Here is a 15,879-nt window from a genome sequence, read left to right on the forward strand (position 1 = left end):
CTGGCAATTGCCAGATGGGATTTCTGTTCTCGCCCGGCATCGAGGCCGGTGCGGGGAGCGCGGGTTCTCTTCAAGCCCCGTCGCTCCGGGTGTTTCACGTCAGGTCAGGGTTTCGATCCGCAGGCTGTTGGTGCTGCCCGGCTGGCCGAACGGCACGCCGGCGGTGATCACCACGGTATCGCCACGCTTGGCCATACCCTGGGCCTGGGCGATCTCCAGCGCAGTGCTGGTGACTTCCTCGACCTTGTGCAGGCGTTCGTTGACGACCGAATAGATACCCCAGGCCACGGTCAGGCGACGCGCGGTATTGAGATTCGGCGTCAGGCTGAGGATCGGTGCCTTCGGGCGCTCGCGGGAGGCGCGCAGGCTGGAACTGCCGGACTCGGTGTAGTTCACCAGGGCGGCCACCGGCAGGATGCTGCTGATACGGCGGATGGCGCAGCTGATGGCGTCCGAGGCGGTGGCTTCGGCTTGCGGGCGGCTCACGTCGAGCTGGCTCTGGAAGTCCGGGCCGTTTTCCACCTGGCGGATGATCTTGCTCATCATCTGCACGGTTTCCAGCGGATAGTCACCGGAAGCGGTCTCGGCGGAGAGCATCACCGCGTCGGTGCCTTCGGCCACGGCGTTGGCCACGTCGGTGACCTCGGCACGGGTCGGCGCCGGGGAGAAACGCATGGATTCCAGCATCTGGGTCGCCACCACCACCGGACGGCCGAGCTGGCGGCAGGTGCGGATGATGTCCTTCTGGATGCGCGGCACGTTCTCGGCCGGTACTTCGACGCCCAGGTCACCACGGGCAACCATGATGGCGTCGCAAAGACGGGCGATCTCTTCCAGGTGCGTCACGGCCGAGGGCTTCTCGATCTTGGCCATGAGGAAGGCGCGGCCCTTGATCAGCTCGCGGGCTTCGATGATGTCTTCCGGGCGCTGCACGAAGGACAGGGCCACCCAGTCGACGCCCAGGTCCAGGCCGAAGTCCAGGTCGCGGCGGTCCTTGGCGGTCAACGGGGACAGCTGCAGTACCGCTTCCGGCACGTTGACGCCCTTGCGGTCGGACAGCTCGCCGCCAGCTACCACGGTGGTTTCCACGGCGTCGGCATGCTTGGCGGTCACTTGCAGACGCAGGCGGCCATCGTCCAGCAGCAGGTTCATGCCCGGTTCCAGGGCTTCGATGATTTCCGGGTGCGGCAGGTTGACCCGGCGGGCATCACCCGGGGCGTTGTCCAGGTCCAGGCGGAAGGCCTGGCCGCGCTCCAGATTCACCTTGCCATCGGCGAAACGGCCCACGCGCAGCTTCGGCCCCTGCAGGTCCATGAGGATGCCGATGGGGTAGTTGAGCTGGCGCTCCACTTCGCGCACCCACTGGTAGCGCTGGGCGTGATCGGCGTGTTCGCCGTGGCTGAAGTTCAGGCGGAACAGGTTGACGCCGGCTTCCACCAGTTGGCGGATGTCGTCGATGCCTTTGATCGCCGGACCGAGGGTGGCGAGGATTTTTACTTTCTTGTCAGGCGTCATTTTTCAGGGCTCTCGAGAATCAGGATGGCGCGGAAGTCGTTCACGTTGGTACGGGTCGGTTCGGTGACGATGAGGTCGCCGAGGGCGGCGAAATACCCGTATCCGTTGTTGTTGTCCAGCTCATCGCTGGAGGAAAGGCCCTGCTTGGTGGCACGGCTGTAGCTGCAGGGGGTCATGATGGCGCCGGCGTTGTCTTCCGAGCCGTCGATGCCGTCGGTGTCGCCGGCCAGCGCGTAGACGCCCGGCAGGCCCTTCAGGGTGTTGGTCAGGCTCAGCAGGAATTCCGCGTTGCGCCCGCCACGGCCGTTGCCGCGAACGGTCACTGTGGTCTCGCCGCCGGAGAGGATCACGCAAGGCGGCTTGATCGGCTGGCCATGCAGTACCACCTGGCGGGCGATGCCGGCGTGGACCTTGGCCACCTCGCGGGATTCACCTTCCAGATCGCCGAGGATCAGCGGGGTCAGGCCGGCGGAGCGGACTTTCTCGGCGGCGGCATCGAGGGACTGCTGCGGGGTTGCGATGAGCTGGAAGTGGCTGCGGGAAAGGCAGGGATCACCTGGCTTGACGGTTTCCGAGCGCGGGTCCTGCAGCCAGGCACGCACATGTGCGGGTACCTCGATCTCGTAGCGGGCGAGGATGGCCAGCGCTTCGGCGGAAGTGGTCGGGTCGGCCACGGTGGGGCCGGAGGCGATCACGGTGGCTTCGTCGCCGGGCACGTCGGAGATCGCGTAGGTGTAGACGGTGGCGGGCCAGCAGGCCTTGGCCAGGCGGCCGCCCTTGATCGCCGAGAGGTGCTTGCGCACGCAGTTCATCTCGGAGATGGAGGCGCCGGATTTCAGCAGGGCCTTGTTGATCGCCTGCTTGTCCTTGAGGGTCAGGCCTTCGGCGGGCAGGGCGAGCAGGGAAGAGCCGCCCCCGGAGAGCAGGAAGATCACCCGGTCGGACTCCTTCAGGCCGCTCACCAGTTCGAGCACGCGCTGGGCGGTTTCCAGGCCGGCGGCGTCGGGCACGGGATGTGCGGCCTCGACCACTTCGATCTTCTTGCAGTCGGCGCCGTGGTCATAGCGGGTCACCACCAGGCCGGAGATCTCGCCCTGCCATTCGCGTTCGATCACTTCAGCCATGGCGGCGGCGGCCTTGCCGGCGCCGATGACGATGACGCGGCCGGAGCGGTCGGCGGGCAGGTGGTCGGCCAGAACCTGGCGTGGGTGGGCGGCGGCTATGGCGGTGGCGAACAGGTCGCGCAGAAAGGCTTTGGGATCGAGGGACATGGCAGGCTCCAGGTGGCCGAATGCTTCTTGTGGGGCGGCGTGCCGGCGAGTGGAATCGCCGGGCGTACAAGGCCGATTTCAGTCCCGAACCGCCGCACGCAGCGGTTCGGGACTGGAATCGACCTTCCTGGACATTGGTGCCGTGTCACCTCGGACCAGGAGGGTCGAAAAGGATCGCAGGACGGGGGGAGCGGGCGCTGGCCATCGCGGGAGCTGCCGGCTCGATGGGCGGCGACCTGCTCAACCCGTCCTACGAAACATTACTCCTCGCGAATCGAGAAGTTGGCCATGTGCTCCAGGCCCTTGATCAGGGCGGAGTGGTCCCAGTTGCTGCCGCCGAGGGCCGCGCAGGTGCTGAACACTTGCTGGGCGTTGGCGGTGTTCGGCAGGTTCAGGCCCAGTTCGCGGGCGCCGGACAGTGCCAGGTTCAGGTCCTTCTGGTGCAGGCTGATGCGGAAGCCCGGATCGAAGGTGCCCTTGATCATACGCTCGCCGTGGACTTCAAGGATCTTGGAGCCGGCGAAACCGCCCATCAGGGCTTCACGTACCTTGGCCGGGTCGGCGCCGTTCTTGGCGGCGAACAGCAGGGCTTCGGCAACGGCCTGGATGTTCAGGGCGACGATGATCTGGTTGGCCACCTTGGCGGTCTGGCCGTCACCGTTGGCACCTACGCGGGTGATGTTCTTGCCCATGGCCTGGAACAGCGGCAGGGCGCGTTCGAAGGCGTTCGGGCAGCCACCGACCATGATGCTCAGGGTCGCGGCCTTGGCACCGACTTCGCCACCGGATACCGGGGCGTCCAGGTAGGCAGCGCCGGTCGCCTTGATCTTCTCGGCGAAGGTCTTGGTGGCGGTGGGGGAGATGGAGCTCATGTCGATCACGACTTTGCCGGCGCCAACGCCTTCGGCTACGCCGTCCTTGCGGAACAGGACGTCTTCGACCTGGGGGGTGTCCGGGACCATGACGATGATGAACTCGGCTTCCTGGGCAACTTCCTTCGGGTTGGCCAGGGCGATGGCGCCGGCTTCAACCAGATCGGCCGGGGCCGGGTCATGGTGCTCGGAGAGGAACAGGGTGTGGCCGGCTTTCTGCAGGTTCTGAGCCATGGGCTTGCCCATGATGCCGGTGCCGATGAATCCGATCTTGGCCATGTGGAATACCTCGTTCTTAGATGGCGTTATGGGTTTTCAGCCAGCCCAGGCCGGCAGCGGTGGTGGTGGCCGGCTTGTATTCACAGCCGATCCAGCCCTGATAGCCGATGCGGTCCAGGTGCTGGAAGAGGAAGCGGTAGTTGATCTCGCCGGTGCCCGGCTCGTTGCGGCCCGGGTTGTCGGCAAGCTGCACATGGTTGATCGCGGCGAGGTTGGACTCGACGGTGCGCGCCAGGTCTCCTTCCATGATTTGCATGTGGTAGATGTCGTACTGCAGGAACAGGTTGTCGCTGCCCACCTTTTCGCGGATGGCCAGGGCCTGCTTGGTGTTATTCAGGTAGAAGCCGGGGATGTCGCGGGTGTTGATGGCTTCCATCACCAGCTTGATACCGGCGGCCTGGAGTTTCTCGGCGGCGAACTTGAGGTTCTCGACGAAGGTGTTCTCGATGGTCGCGCAGTCGTAGCCTTGCGGGCGGATACCGGCCAGGCAGTTGATCTGGGTATTGCCCAGCACCTTGGCGTAGGCGATGGCCTTGTCCACACCGGCGCGGAACTCTTCCACGCGGTCCGGGTGGCAGGCGATGCCACGCTCGCCCTTGCCCCAGTCACCGGCCGGCAGGTTGAACAGCACCTGCTCCAGGTTGTTGGCGTCCAGGCGGGCGCGGATTTCCTCTACCGGGAAGTCGTAGGGGAAGAGGTATTCGACACCGCTGAAACCGGCTTCGGCGGCAGCGGCGAAACGGTCCAGGAAGTCCACTTCGGTGAACAGCATGGACAGGTTGGCGGCAAAACGGGGCATGAATGTCTCCTTCTGGTTCCCTGCTCCCGCGAACGGGAGCAGGGAGGTGAAAGCCCCTCTCCCACCACGAATGGGAGAGGGGAAGACGGCAATCAATCCAGCAGCGAGATGGCGGTCGGAGCGTCGGCGCCGCTCTGGGCCAGTTCCTCGAACTCGTTGATGGCGTTGATCTCGGTACCCATGGAGATGTTGGTGACACGCTCCAGGATGACCTCGACCACTACCGGTACGCGGAACTCTTCCATCAGCTGCTTGGCCTTGGCGAAGGCGGCCTGCAGGTCGTTCGCGTCGAAGACACGGATCGCCTTGCAGCCCAAGCCTTCGACCACTGCGACGTGGTCCACGCCGTAGCCGTTGAGTTCCGGCGCGTTGACGTTCTCGAACGACAGCTGCACGCAGTAGTCGATCTCGAAGCCGCGCTGCGCCTGGCGGATCAGGCCCAGGTAGGAGTTGTTCACCAGCACGTGGATGTAGGGCAGGTTGAACTGCGCGCCCACGGCCAGCTCTTCGATCATGAACTGGAAGTCATAGTCGCCGGATAGCGCCACGACCGGACGGGTCGGGTCGGCCTTGACCACGCCCAGCGCAGCCGGAACGGTCCAGCCCAGCGGGCCCGCCTGGCCACAGTTGATCCAGTGGCGCGGCTTGTACACGTGCAGGAACTGGGCGCCGGCGATCTGCGACAGACCGATGGTGCTGACGTAGCAGGTGTCCTTGCCGAAGAACTCGTTCATCTCTTCGTACACGCGCTGCGGCTTGACCGGCACGTTGTCGAAGTGGGTCTTGCGTTGCAGGGTGCGCTTGCGCTCGCGGCAGGATTCGACCCAGGCGCTGCGGTCCTTCAGCTTGCCGGCGGCCTTCCACTCGCGGGCGACTTCCAGGAAGGCGTCCAGGGCGGAACTGGCGTCGGAAACGATGCCCAGGTCAGGGGTGAACACGCGACCGATCTGGGTCGGCTCGATGTCCACGTGAATGAAGCGACGGCCCTGGGTGTAGACGTCGACGGAACCGGTGTGGCGGTTGGCCCAGCGGTTTCCGATGCCGAATACCAGGTCGGACTCCAGCATGGTGGCGTTGCCGTAGCGGTGCGAGGTCTGCAGACCGCACATGCCGGCCATCAGCGGGTGGTCGTCAGGAATGCTGCCCCAGCCCATCAGGGTCGGGATTACCGGTACGCCGGTGATTTCAGCGAACTCCACCAGCTTGGCGGAAGCGTCGGCATTGATGACGCCGCCACCGGAAACGATCAGCGGACGCTCGGCTTCGTTCAGCATGGCCAGGGCTTTTTCGGCCTGGGTGCGGCTGGCGGACGGCTTCAGGACCGGCAGGGGCTGGTAGGCGTCGATGTCGAATTCGATCTCGGCCATCTGTACGTCGAACGGCAGGTCGATCAGCACGGGGCCCGGACGGCCGCTGCGCATTTCATAGAAGGCCTTCTGGAATGCGTAGGGCACCTGGCCCGGCTCCAGAACGGTGGTGGCCCACTTGGTGACCGGCTTGACGATGCTGGTGATATCGACGGCCTGGAAGTCTTCCTTGTGCAGGCGTGCACGCGGAGCCTGGCCGGTGATGCAGAGGATCGGGATGGAGTCGGCGGATGCCGAGTACAGGCCGGTGACCATGTCGGTGCCGGCAGGGCCGGAGGTACCGATGCAGACGCCGATGTTGCCCGGGTTGGTGCGGGTGTAGCCCTCGGCCATGTGCGAGGCGCCTTCGACGTGACGGGCCAGTACATGGTCAATGCCGCCGATCTTGTTCAGGGCCGCGTACAGCGGGTTGATGGCGGCGCCAGGGATACCGAACGCGGTGTCGATGCCTTCGCGGCGCATCACCAGGACGGCAGCCTCGATTGCTCTCATTTTGGCCATGTTTTGTGCCTCTTTCTTGTGAAAATTGTATACAAGCTACGTGGCTGGATTCTATTCATCGTCTGACTGAAGGGTCAAGGCCATTTGTGGGGCTAAAGGTCGCAGGATGTCGACTCTTTTAAAACGCCCGTTTCATGGGGGTCTTCAGCGACGGTCAGAGCGGTGACGGGAATACTGTATACAAAAAATAATATGATTGTATCTATATGTTGATTTTTTTGTGTTCGGTGGGATAGTGAACTACAGCTTTTCGGATGCGTCGCAGGACGGGCTGGAAAATGCCCGCGTGGATCCAGGAGTGCGCCAGCCCTGGCCCGGACGACGCCGCACAAGGTTCAACCACTCACGAGGAACGCTTGAAAATGACCACTCTGACCCTGGAAACCGCTGTGAGCATTTCCAACCACGCCCTGGCCGTTGGTCGGGAGCTGCGCACCGCACCGCTGACCATCGCCGTGCTGGATGCCGGCGGACACCTGATCGCCCTGCAGCGCCAGGACGGCGCCAGCATGCTTCGTCCGCAGATCGCCATCGGCAAGGCTTGGGGCGCCGTGGCCCTGGGCAAGGGCTCGCGCCTGATCGCTGCCGATGCGCAGCAGCGCCCGGCATTCATCGGTGCAGTGAACAACCTGGCCGACGGCAATCTGGTTCCGGCGCCGGGCGGTGTGCTGATTCGTGATGGTGAGGGGGTCGTGATCGGCGCCATTGGCATCAGTGGCGATACGTCCGATATCGACGAGCAGTGCGCAGTCAGCGCCGTAGAAGCGGCCGGTCTGAAGGCGGACGCTGGCGCGGCCTGACGCCTGATAGGGGTTGCTGCGCAGCCCTCAGCGAATGAATTCGCCCCCACAGGGTTTGTGCCAGCCGGCGCTGGCCCTGTGGGGGCGAAATACTTTTTGTAGGGTTCGGTGTAGCCGGTATCAGGCGCTCTTCGCCGAAACCTTTTCTTCCACTTCGCAGCCCTTGATCACCAGGCGGATGATGGTTTCTGCCGCGGCGTCATAGTCGGCATCGCTGAGGCTGGACTTGCCGGTGACGGTGGAGATCTGCCAGTCGAAGTCGGCGTAGGTCTGGGTTGCCGCCCAGATGCTGAACAGCAGGTGATGGGGGTCGACCCTGGCCATCAGGCCCTGGTCGATCCAGCCCTGGATGCACTCGATGTTGTGCTTGGCCTGCAGGTTGAGCTGCTCGGTCTGTTCCTTGGACAGGTGCGGGGCGCCGTGCATGATCTCGCTGGCGAACACCTTGGAGGCGTAGGGCAGGTCGCGGGAGATGCGGATCTTCGAACGGATGTAGGCGGTGAGCACCTCATAGGGGTGGCCGGCCTGGTTGAAGGGCGCGGACGCCTGCAGCAAGGGCTCGACGATGCTCTCGAGGACCTCGCGGTAGAGGTTCTCTTTCGACTTGAAGTAGTAGTAGACGTTGGGCTTGGGCAGGCCGGCCTTGGCTGCGATGTCGCTCGTCTTGGTGGCGGCGAACCCTTTTTCGGCGAACTCCTCGCTGGCCGCGCGCAGGATGAGGTCTCTGTTGCGCTCGCGAATGCTACTCACATCGGCTCCTTGTCTGGCTCACCCGGGCGCCAGGAAGGCCGGCCGGCGAGAGGTCGGGCATGTTATCACCCGCTTTGCAGGGCTCTCAAGCGAGCCACTGGATGAATTTCCTGTATACAAAAAGTTTTTATTCTGTTTCCATTCGGCATCCGTCCATGTCATCGGAGCCCTGTCCGGTGCGTGTTGCGGCAGACGTCACCCATGCAAGACAACCACTTGCTCGACCCCTTCGGGCGTCGAATTTCCTACCTGCGCCTCTCGGTCACCGACCGCTGCGACTTCCGTTGCACCTACTGCATGAGCGAAGACATGGTCTTCGCACCCCGGGCGCAGATCCTCAGCCTCGAAGAACTCTACGCGGTCGCTGATGCCTTCATCGGTCTCGGCGTGACGCGCATCCGCATCACCGGCGGCGAGCCGCTGGTGCGCAAGGGGCTGAATTCGCTGCTGGCGCGCCTGGGCGCCCGCCAGGAGCTGGAAGATCTGGCCATCACCAGCAATGGTTCCCAGCTCGGTCACATGGCCGCCGACCTGCGCAAGGCCGGGGTCACCCGACTGAACATCAGCCTCGATTCCCTGCAGCGCGAGCGTTTCGCCGCCTTCACCCGTCGCGATCGTCTCGATCAGGTGCTGGCCGGCATCGATGCTGCGCGCGCCGCCGGCTTTCGCCGGATCAAGCTGAACACCGTGGTGCAGAAAGGCCGCAACGATGACGAGGTGCAGGACCTCGTCGCCTTCGCGGTGGAGCGTGGGCTGGATATCAGCTTCATCGAGGAAATGCCCCTGGGCAGCGTCTCCAGCCACGAGCGCAAGGTCACCCTGTGCACTTCCGAAGAAGTGCGCGAGCGGGTGGAGCAGCGCTTCCAGCTGTTGCCCAGCAGTTACCGCACTGGCGGGCCGTCGCGCTATTACCAGGTGGTCGGCAGCGAGACCCAGGTCGGCTTCATCTCTCCCCACAGCCGCAACTTCTGCGGCGACTGCAACCGCGTGCGCGTCACTGCCGAAGGCAAGCTGGTGCTCTGCCTCGGCCACGAAGGCGCGCTGGACCTCAAGGCGCTGATCCGGCGCCATCCCGGCGATGGCGAGCGGCTGCGCGCGGCGCTGGTCGATGCCCTCAGGCTCAAGCCCGAGCGGCATTTCTTCGAATCGGATCAGCAGGTGCAGGTGGTTCGCTTCATGAGCATGACCGGCGGCTGACCGGAATCCCTGGGCCCGCCCTGGCTGCGTTGCCCTGTCTCGCCGTAGGAAACCTACTGTCTTCGACAGGGCGCCTTGCCAGGACCGCTTCGCTCGACCCCAGGAATCCCGATCCCGCGATCAAACATCGACTGAAAACAAGAGCGCCCTCGGGGGCGAAGGAGAATACGCATGGGCAAGACGCTACTGGTGAAGAACGCCGACCTGCTGGTGACCATGGATGGCCAGCGCCGGGAGATCCGGCAGGGCGGGATGTTCATCGAGGACAACCGCATCGTGCAGGTCGGACCGAGCAGCGAGCTGCCGCAGAGCGCCGACGAAGTGCTGGACATGAAAGGCAAGATCGTCATCCCCGGCCTGGTCAACACCCACCACCACATGTACCAGAGCCTCACCCGCGTGGTGCCGGCGGCCCAGGACGGCGAGCTGTTCAATTGGCTCACCAACCTGTACCCGATCTGGGCGCGCCTGACTCCGGAGATGATCGGCGTTTCTACCCAGACCGCGATGGCCGAGCTGATCCTCTCCGGCTGCACCACGTCCAGTGACCACCTCTACATCTATCCCAACGGCTGCAAGCTGGATGACAGCATCCACGCCGCCAGTGAAATCGGCATGCGCTTCCATGCCGCACGCGGCAGCATGAGCGTTGGCCGCAGCCAGGGCGGCCTGCCGCCGGATTCGGTGGTGGAGAAGGAAGCCGACATCCTCAAGGAATCCCAGCGCCTGATCGAGGATTATCACGACGCCTCCCACGGCTCGATGCTGCGGGTGGTGGTGGCGCCGTGCTCGCCGTTCTCGGTGAGCCGCGACCTGATGCGCGAAGCCGCAGTACTGGCCCGTCAATACGGGGTTTCCCTGCACACCCACCTGGCCGAGAACGTCAACGACATCGCCTACAGCCGCGAGAAGTTCGGCATGACCCCGGCCGAATACGCCGAAGACCTGGGCTGGGTCGGCCACGACGTCTGGCACGCCCACTGCGTGCAGCTGGACGAGCACGGCATCGAGCTGTTCGCTCGCACCGGCACCGGCGTTGCCCACTGCCCCTGCTCGAACATGCGCCTTGCATCCGGCATCGCCCCGGTCCGCCGCATGCGCGATGCCGGCGTGCCGGTAGGCCTGGGTGTGGACGGTTCGGCCTCCAACGATGGCGCCAGCATGATCGGGGAGGTGCGCCAGGCGCTGCTGCTGCAGCGTGTGGGGTTCGGCCCGGATGCCATGACCGCCCGCGAGGCGCTGGAAATCGCCACCCTGGGTGGTGCCAAGGTACTCAACCGCGACGACATCGGCGCCCTGGCGCCGGGCATGGCTGCGGACTTCGTGGCCTTCGACCTCAATCACATCGCCTATGCCGGTGCCCTGCACGACCCGCTGGCGGCGTTGGTGTTCTGCACCCCGACCCATGTTTCCACCAGTGTGATCAACGGCAAGGTGGTGGTGCGCGATGGCCATCTGGTCACCGTGGACCTGCCGCGCGTACTGGAGCGCCATAACCAGCTGGCTCGCCAACTGGTGTCCGGCGAGTAATTCGCCACCAGGAGCGGGGTGATCCCGCTCCTGCTCTGTCCCGCCCAACAAGAATAAGGAGGGGGTCATGAAACCTCGGGTTTTCGGCTGGCTGGCTGCCGGCCTTCTGTCCGCCAATGGCGCCTTGGCGCAGACCTATGTGATCGGTGTGGAGAAGCAGGCCTTCCAGCCTCACTACTGGGTCAGCGACCAGGGGGAATACCAGGGCTTCGCCCGCGACCTGCTGGATCTGTTCGCCCGTGACGCCGGTCTGGATATCCAGTTTCAGACGTTGCCGGTCAACCAGCTCACCCAGCATTTGCTCAACGGCAGCATCGACTTCAAGTACCCGGACAACCCCAACTGGGCGGGTGATCTGAAGAACGGCAAGGGCATCACCTACAGCCAGCCGGTGGTTGAGTATGTCGACGGGGTGCTGGTAGCGCCCAAGCGCCAGGGGCAGGGCGTTGACGGTCTGGCCAGGCTCGCGGTAGTCGACGGCTGGACGCCCTGGAGCTACCAGGAGCGCATCGACGCCGGCCAGACCGAGGTGGTGCACAGCAGCGACCTCGGCCAGATGATCAAGCAGGCGATGAGGCAGCAGGCGGACGGCGCCTACTACAACGTGGTGGTCGCCACCTACTACCTCGACAACATCCGTGCCCGCCCCGGTGCGCTGGTGTTCGACCCGAAGCTCCCGCACACCCGCGGCACTTTCAATCTCTCCAGCCTCAAGTATCCCGAGCTGATCGCACGCTTCGACCGTTTCCTCGCCGAACACCACCAGGAGGTGGAAGCGCTCAAGGCGCGCTACCAGGTCGAGGCCAACCTGGATTCCGAATACCTCGGGATGGAGCAGTGGAAGGTGGACTTCCTCAAGCGCCAGAAGGAGAAGGCCAGGCCCTGACCTGCATCGCCCGCGCTTCCGGGCCAGAGCTGTTCGGCACGGATCGGACGAAATCCCGCTCGGCGTTTTGTGCACAATCTAGAAAGAAAATGTTGTTTGTGTTGTGCACAGCGTGTATATAATCCGTAAAACCTGACCCAAAGATCAGCTTTTTCTGATGAGTAACTACATGGGGTGTTCATCACCACCCGTGTAAGCCCACGACCGACAAAAACAATTAGGCAGGCTTTACCCATGAGTTCATCCGACACCTTCGGGGTTCGCTCCGAACTCCGCAGCGGCCGGCAAGGCCGTCGACGGCCGAGGCATCGCCTCATCTCCGTCCCTCCGTTGTCACCCTCGGGCACGTGCGGCATCGCCGCTGCGAGCTGGCCCGCGGCAGGCCTGTCTGGACGTTCCGGCCAGCCGCTGACCGATGTATCCACAGAACAAGCCACCTTTCCGGCCCCGCTGAATGTGGCCCGGAAGATCCCCCTGGACGCAGCCGAACAGCGCAACGCTGAAGACAGCCCGCCCGGTATCGCCCGCCACTGTAGTCTCGGCCTCAGCGGCTGACGCCCGGCGCGCGCAACTCCCTCCAATCCCGAACCCGCCTGCAGCCTGCCCTGATCAAGGGTGGGCTCCGGGTGGGTGCGGGGTGGAAAAACTGCAACCCACTACAACAAGGGATAAACCATGAATGCCAAGTATCTGCCGCACTGCCTCGCCCTTACCGCCGGATTGCTCGGAGGTGGCCAGGCCCTCGCCGGTGATCTGCTGTTCTGGCAGAACAACAGCCTGACCTACCTCTACGGCCAGGACTTCAAGATCAATCCGGAGATTCAGCAGACCGTGACCTTCGAGCACGCGGATGGCTGGAAGTACGGCGATAACTTCTTCTTCCTGGACAAGATCTTCTACAACGGCGACAAGGACGCGCAGGTCGGTGACAACACCTACTACGGCGAGTTCCAGCCGCGCCTGTCCTTCGGCAAGATCTTCGACCAGAAGATCCAGTTCGGTCCGGTGACCGACGTGCTGCTGGCGATGACCTACGAGTTCGGTGAAGGCGACGTCGAGTCCTACCTGATCGGTCCTGGCTTCGACCTGGCGATTCCCGGCTTCGACTATTTCCAGATCAACTTCTACAACCGGCAGACCGACGGCAGCCGCCCGGGTGACGATGTCTGGCAGATCACCCCCGTGTGGAGCTACACCATCCCGGTGGGCAATTCCGACATCCTGATCGACGGCTTCATGGACTGGGTGGTGGACAACGACGAGAACGATCGCGGTACCTACCACGCCAACCTGCACTTCAACCCGCAGGTGAAGTACGACCTGGGCAAGGCCATGGGTTGGGGCGAGAAGCAGCTCTACGTCGGTTTCGAGTACGACTACTGGAAGGACAAGTACGGCATCGACAGCCAGAGCTTCCTGGGTGACGAGATCCTCGGTGGCACCAACCAGAACACCGCCAGCCTGCTGGTCAAAGTGCACTTCTGATCCATCGGGAAAAAAGACCGGGGGAAGGCGCACCACGCCTTCCCCTCGGTTAAAAGGGGAGGAGAGCCATCCATGGCGCCAGCCGGTCGCTGCAGTGCGGGAGCGAATTCATGCGTGATGCGAGCCTGCGGATTTCCCGGTGTACCAGACCGGGCGCCGCAGCACGGCTACTCGCGAATCAATTCGCCCTCACGACGACTGGCCTCCCTCCGGGTCGCAAAGGGGATTGAACGCCTTTCGGCGGGACTCGGTTCAGAAGGTGAATTCCAGGTTCACCGTCGGCGTCGAGGTGCGGCTGCCACGGCCGCCGTCGACGCCGAACTTGTTGTGCCAGTACTCGTAGCCGACACCCAGCCAGAGGTTCGGCTTGCGCTTGGCGCCGGGCATCGCAGCGACCATCAGGGACGTCCGCATCAGGGTTTCCGGCGCGGTGTCCTTGTCGAAGTAGTCTTCGCCCTTTTCCCCCACGTGGTTGATGAATCCCTGGAACTTGGCGTCGTGATCGCCCAGCTGGAAGGGCTTCAGCCAGGTCAGGTTGACCATGTAGGTCCCGTCGAAGGTGTGGTCCGGGTGCTTGGCGCTGGGGATGCCCGAGTGGTTCTTCTCGCGGTAGTACAGCAGGCTCAGGTCAAGTACGGCGGCACCGTTGAACTTGAGGGTCGGGCCGAATACCACCGCGCGCTTCTTGGCCGAGGCCAGGTTGTTGTTGCGGTTGGCGTCGAAACCGAGGGTGAAGGCGTAGTCCTTGATCAGGCCGGTGCCCAGGGGCTGGTCGAACACCCGCGAGGCGTACAACTGGTGCCGGTAGACCGCGTAGACCTCGCTGCCGCCGTAGTCGGTGCCCTTGCGTGGGTCCCGGCTGTCGGAGAGGAAAACGTCCAGGTTGAAGAAATTGCTGCCGTACCGGTAGCCATCGGCGTGGGTGAAGCTGTAGATCCGCTTGGAAAACTTGTTCGGGTTGTTCGGGTTGGTGAACTGCTGGCCGTAGCGGAAGCCGACGCTGTTGTTCGCCCACTCGAAGAACTTGCCGTCTTCAGCGGCAAAGCCGGTCGGGGTGGTGGCGATCAGGGCGGCGCCAAGCGCCAGGGCAGGATAGCGAAGCATTCAGTGACTCCTTCTTGTTGTTGTATCGCCGAAATCGTGGTTGAACGCGTCCTGAGCGGCCTTGTGCAGATGCAGGCCGGTACCAGGCAATTGCTTAAAAGAGCCCGCCGGGTAGACGGGCTGTGGAGTTCCAGCCATGCCTCATGGGCACGGCCGGATGGGAGCAAACAGGGTCAGTGGGCGGCGCAGTGTCGACTGCGTTCCTTTTCACCCAGGATGTTGAACAGCAGGTTCAGGGTGAGGGCGCTGACGGTGGCCATGGCGATACCGCTATGGGTGATCGGCTCCATCCAGTGGGGGAGTTGGGCAAAGAGTTCGGGGCGTACCACCGGCGCCATGCCCATTCCCATGCTGACGGCGACCAGCAACTGGTTGCGACGGTCGCTGATATCCGCTTCGTGGAGAATCTTGATGCCGGTGGCGGCCACCATGCCGAACATCGCCAGACCTGCGCCGCCGAGCACCGCCGGCGGAATCGAGGCCACCAGGAAGGCGGCCTTCGGCAGCAGGCTGAGGACGATCAGGAAGGCGCCCGCGGCGACCGTCACATAGCGGCTGCGCACCCCGGTCATCTGCACCAGACCGATGTTCTGGGCGAAGGACGAATGGGTGAAGGTGTTGAGGAAACCCGCCAGGAAGGAGGCACCAGCGTCGCACATCAGGCCGCGGCGCAGTGCGTTGGAGCAGACCTCGCGGCCGGTGATCTTGCCCAGGGCGAGGAACATGCCAGTGGATTCGACGAAGATGATCACCACCACCAGGCACATCGACAGCACCGACGCCAGCTCGAACTTCGGCATGCCGAAGTGCAGAGGTTCCACCACCTGGAACCAGGGCGTTTCGTCCAGGCCGTTGAGGTCGACCATCCCGCAGGCACCGGCGAGGACGTAGCCCAGGGCCATGCCGATCAGTACCGAGACGTTCACCCAGAAACCCTTGAGGAAGCGGTTCACCAGCAGGATGGTGCCCAGTACCAGCGCGGCGATGGAAAGGTATTCCAGGGCACCGAAGTGGCTGGCCTGGTTACCGCCGCCGGCCCAGTTGACCGCAACCGGGAAGAGGGTGAGGCCGATGGAGGTGATCACCGTCCCGGTCACCAGCGGCGGGAAGAAACGCACGATGCGTGACATGAAAGGGGCGATCAGCAGGCCGAAAAAACCGGCAGCGATGGTGGCACCGAAGATACCCTGGATGCCGACGCCGGGCATCCCGGCCATCACCACCATGCTGCCCACGGCGGCGAAGCTCGCGCCCATCATCACCGGCATGCGGATGCCCACCGGGCCGATGCCGATGGACTGGATGATGGTGGCGATGCCGGCAACCAGCAGGTCGGCATTGATCAGGAAGGCGATTTCTTCACGGGACAGACCGGCGGCCTGGCCGACGATCAGGGGTACGGCGACGGCGCCACCGTACATCAGCAGGACATGTTGGAAACCGACAAGCAGCAATTGCAGCAAAGGCAGGCGCTGGTCAGCGGGCGAAAGGGCGATTTCTCGCTCTGTCGTTGGGGTCATGCA

Annotated in this window: 13 protein-coding genes; 5 read left to right on the top strand and 8 right to left on the bottom strand. The window is 63.9% G+C overall.

What is annotated here, in order from left to right:
- Positions 1-99 precede the first annotated feature (99 nt).
- The 5 genes from pyk to gcl form a co-directional block, all read right to left on the bottom strand.
- The gene (pyk, locus tag ACFW0B_RS03160) at positions 100-1,515 is read right to left on the bottom strand and encodes a pyruvate kinase (RefSeq protein WP_449146501.1); all 1,416 of its coding nucleotides are present in this window, start codon (positions 1,513-1,515) and stop codon (positions 100-102) included.
- Positions 1,512-2,786, bottom strand: coding sequence for a glycerate kinase type-2 family protein (locus ACFW0B_RS03165; RefSeq protein ID WP_449146502.1), 1,275 nt, complete (start codon positions 2,784-2,786; stop codon positions 1,512-1,514). The genes pyk and ACFW0B_RS03165 overlap by 4 nt, the downstream gene beginning before the upstream one ends.
- Positions 2,787-3,046: 260 nt before the next feature.
- Positions 3,047-3,937 carry a 2-hydroxy-3-oxopropionate reductase gene (locus ACFW0B_RS03170; protein WP_449146503.1) on the bottom strand — a complete coding sequence of 297 codons (891 nt, stop codon included), beginning with the start codon at positions 3,935-3,937 and terminating at the stop codon, positions 3,047-3,049.
- A gap of 16 nt (positions 3,938-3,953) precedes the next feature.
- Complete coding sequence (hyi, locus tag ACFW0B_RS03175; RefSeq protein WP_449146504.1) at positions 3,954-4,736, bottom strand: hydroxypyruvate isomerase; 783 nt, start codon at positions 4,734-4,736, stop codon at positions 3,954-3,956.
- A gap of 92 nt (positions 4,737-4,828) precedes the next feature.
- Positions 4,829-6,604, bottom strand: coding sequence for a glyoxylate carboligase (gene gcl, locus ACFW0B_RS03180; protein ID WP_449146505.1), 1,776 nt, complete (start codon positions 6,602-6,604; stop codon positions 4,829-4,831).
- A 362-nt stretch (positions 6,605-6,966) separates the two neighbouring features.
- On the opposite strand from gcl, the gene ACFW0B_RS03185 reads away from it, so the two are divergent.
- Positions 6,967-7,404 (top strand): GlcG/HbpS family heme-binding protein, encoded by a 438-nt coding sequence (locus tag ACFW0B_RS03185; protein WP_449146506.1) that lies wholly within the window; start codon positions 6,967-6,969, stop codon positions 7,402-7,404.
- A 120-nt stretch (positions 7,405-7,524) separates the two neighbouring features.
- Here the strand turns inward: ACFW0B_RS03185 and ACFW0B_RS03190 are convergent, their stop codons facing one another.
- On the bottom strand, positions 7,525-8,154 hold the full coding sequence (locus ACFW0B_RS03190; protein WP_449146507.1) for a TetR/AcrR family transcriptional regulator: 630 nt from the start codon (positions 8,152-8,154) through the stop codon (positions 7,525-7,527).
- A gap of 201 nt (positions 8,155-8,355) precedes the next feature.
- Here ACFW0B_RS03190 and moaA point away from each other — a divergent pair, with 201 nt between their 5' ends.
- The 4 genes from moaA (at position 8,356) to ACFW0B_RS03210 (ending at position 13,252) form a co-directional block, all read left to right on the top strand.
- Positions 8,356-9,351 carry a GTP 3',8-cyclase MoaA gene (gene moaA, locus ACFW0B_RS03195; protein WP_449146508.1) on the top strand — a complete coding sequence of 332 codons (996 nt, stop codon included), beginning with the start codon at positions 8,356-8,358 and terminating at the stop codon, positions 9,349-9,351.
- Positions 9,352-9,522: 171 nt separating this feature from the next.
- Complete coding sequence (locus ACFW0B_RS03200; RefSeq protein ID WP_449146509.1) at positions 9,523-10,881, top strand: 8-oxoguanine deaminase; 1,359 nt, start codon at positions 9,523-9,525, stop codon at positions 10,879-10,881.
- 67 nt (positions 10,882-10,948) lie between these two features.
- Complete coding sequence (locus ACFW0B_RS03205) at positions 10,949-11,767, top strand: substrate-binding periplasmic protein (protein WP_449146510.1); 819 nt, start codon at positions 10,949-10,951, stop codon at positions 11,765-11,767.
- A 675-nt stretch (positions 11,768-12,442) separates the two neighbouring features.
- Positions 12,443-13,252, top strand: coding sequence for an outer membrane protein OmpK (locus ACFW0B_RS03210; RefSeq protein WP_449146511.1), 810 nt, complete (start codon positions 12,443-12,445; stop codon positions 13,250-13,252).
- Between the two features lie 252 nt (positions 13,253-13,504).
- On the opposite strand, the gene ACFW0B_RS03215 is transcribed toward ACFW0B_RS03210, so the two are convergent.
- On the bottom strand, positions 13,505-14,356 hold the full coding sequence (locus ACFW0B_RS03215; protein ID WP_449146512.1) for a nucleoside-binding protein: 852 nt from the start codon (positions 14,354-14,356) through the stop codon (positions 13,505-13,507).
- 173 nt (positions 14,357-14,529) lie between these two features.
- Entirely contained in the window at positions 14,530-15,876 is a 1,347-nt protein-coding gene (locus ACFW0B_RS03220; RefSeq protein ID WP_449146513.1) for a nucleobase:cation symporter-2 family protein, read from the bottom strand.
- Positions 15,877-15,879: the final 3 nt, after the last annotated feature.

The organism is Metapseudomonas phytobenefica (assembly GCF_043392685.1).
Lineage (GTDB): Bacteria > Pseudomonadota > Gammaproteobacteria > Pseudomonadales > Pseudomonadaceae > Metapseudomonas.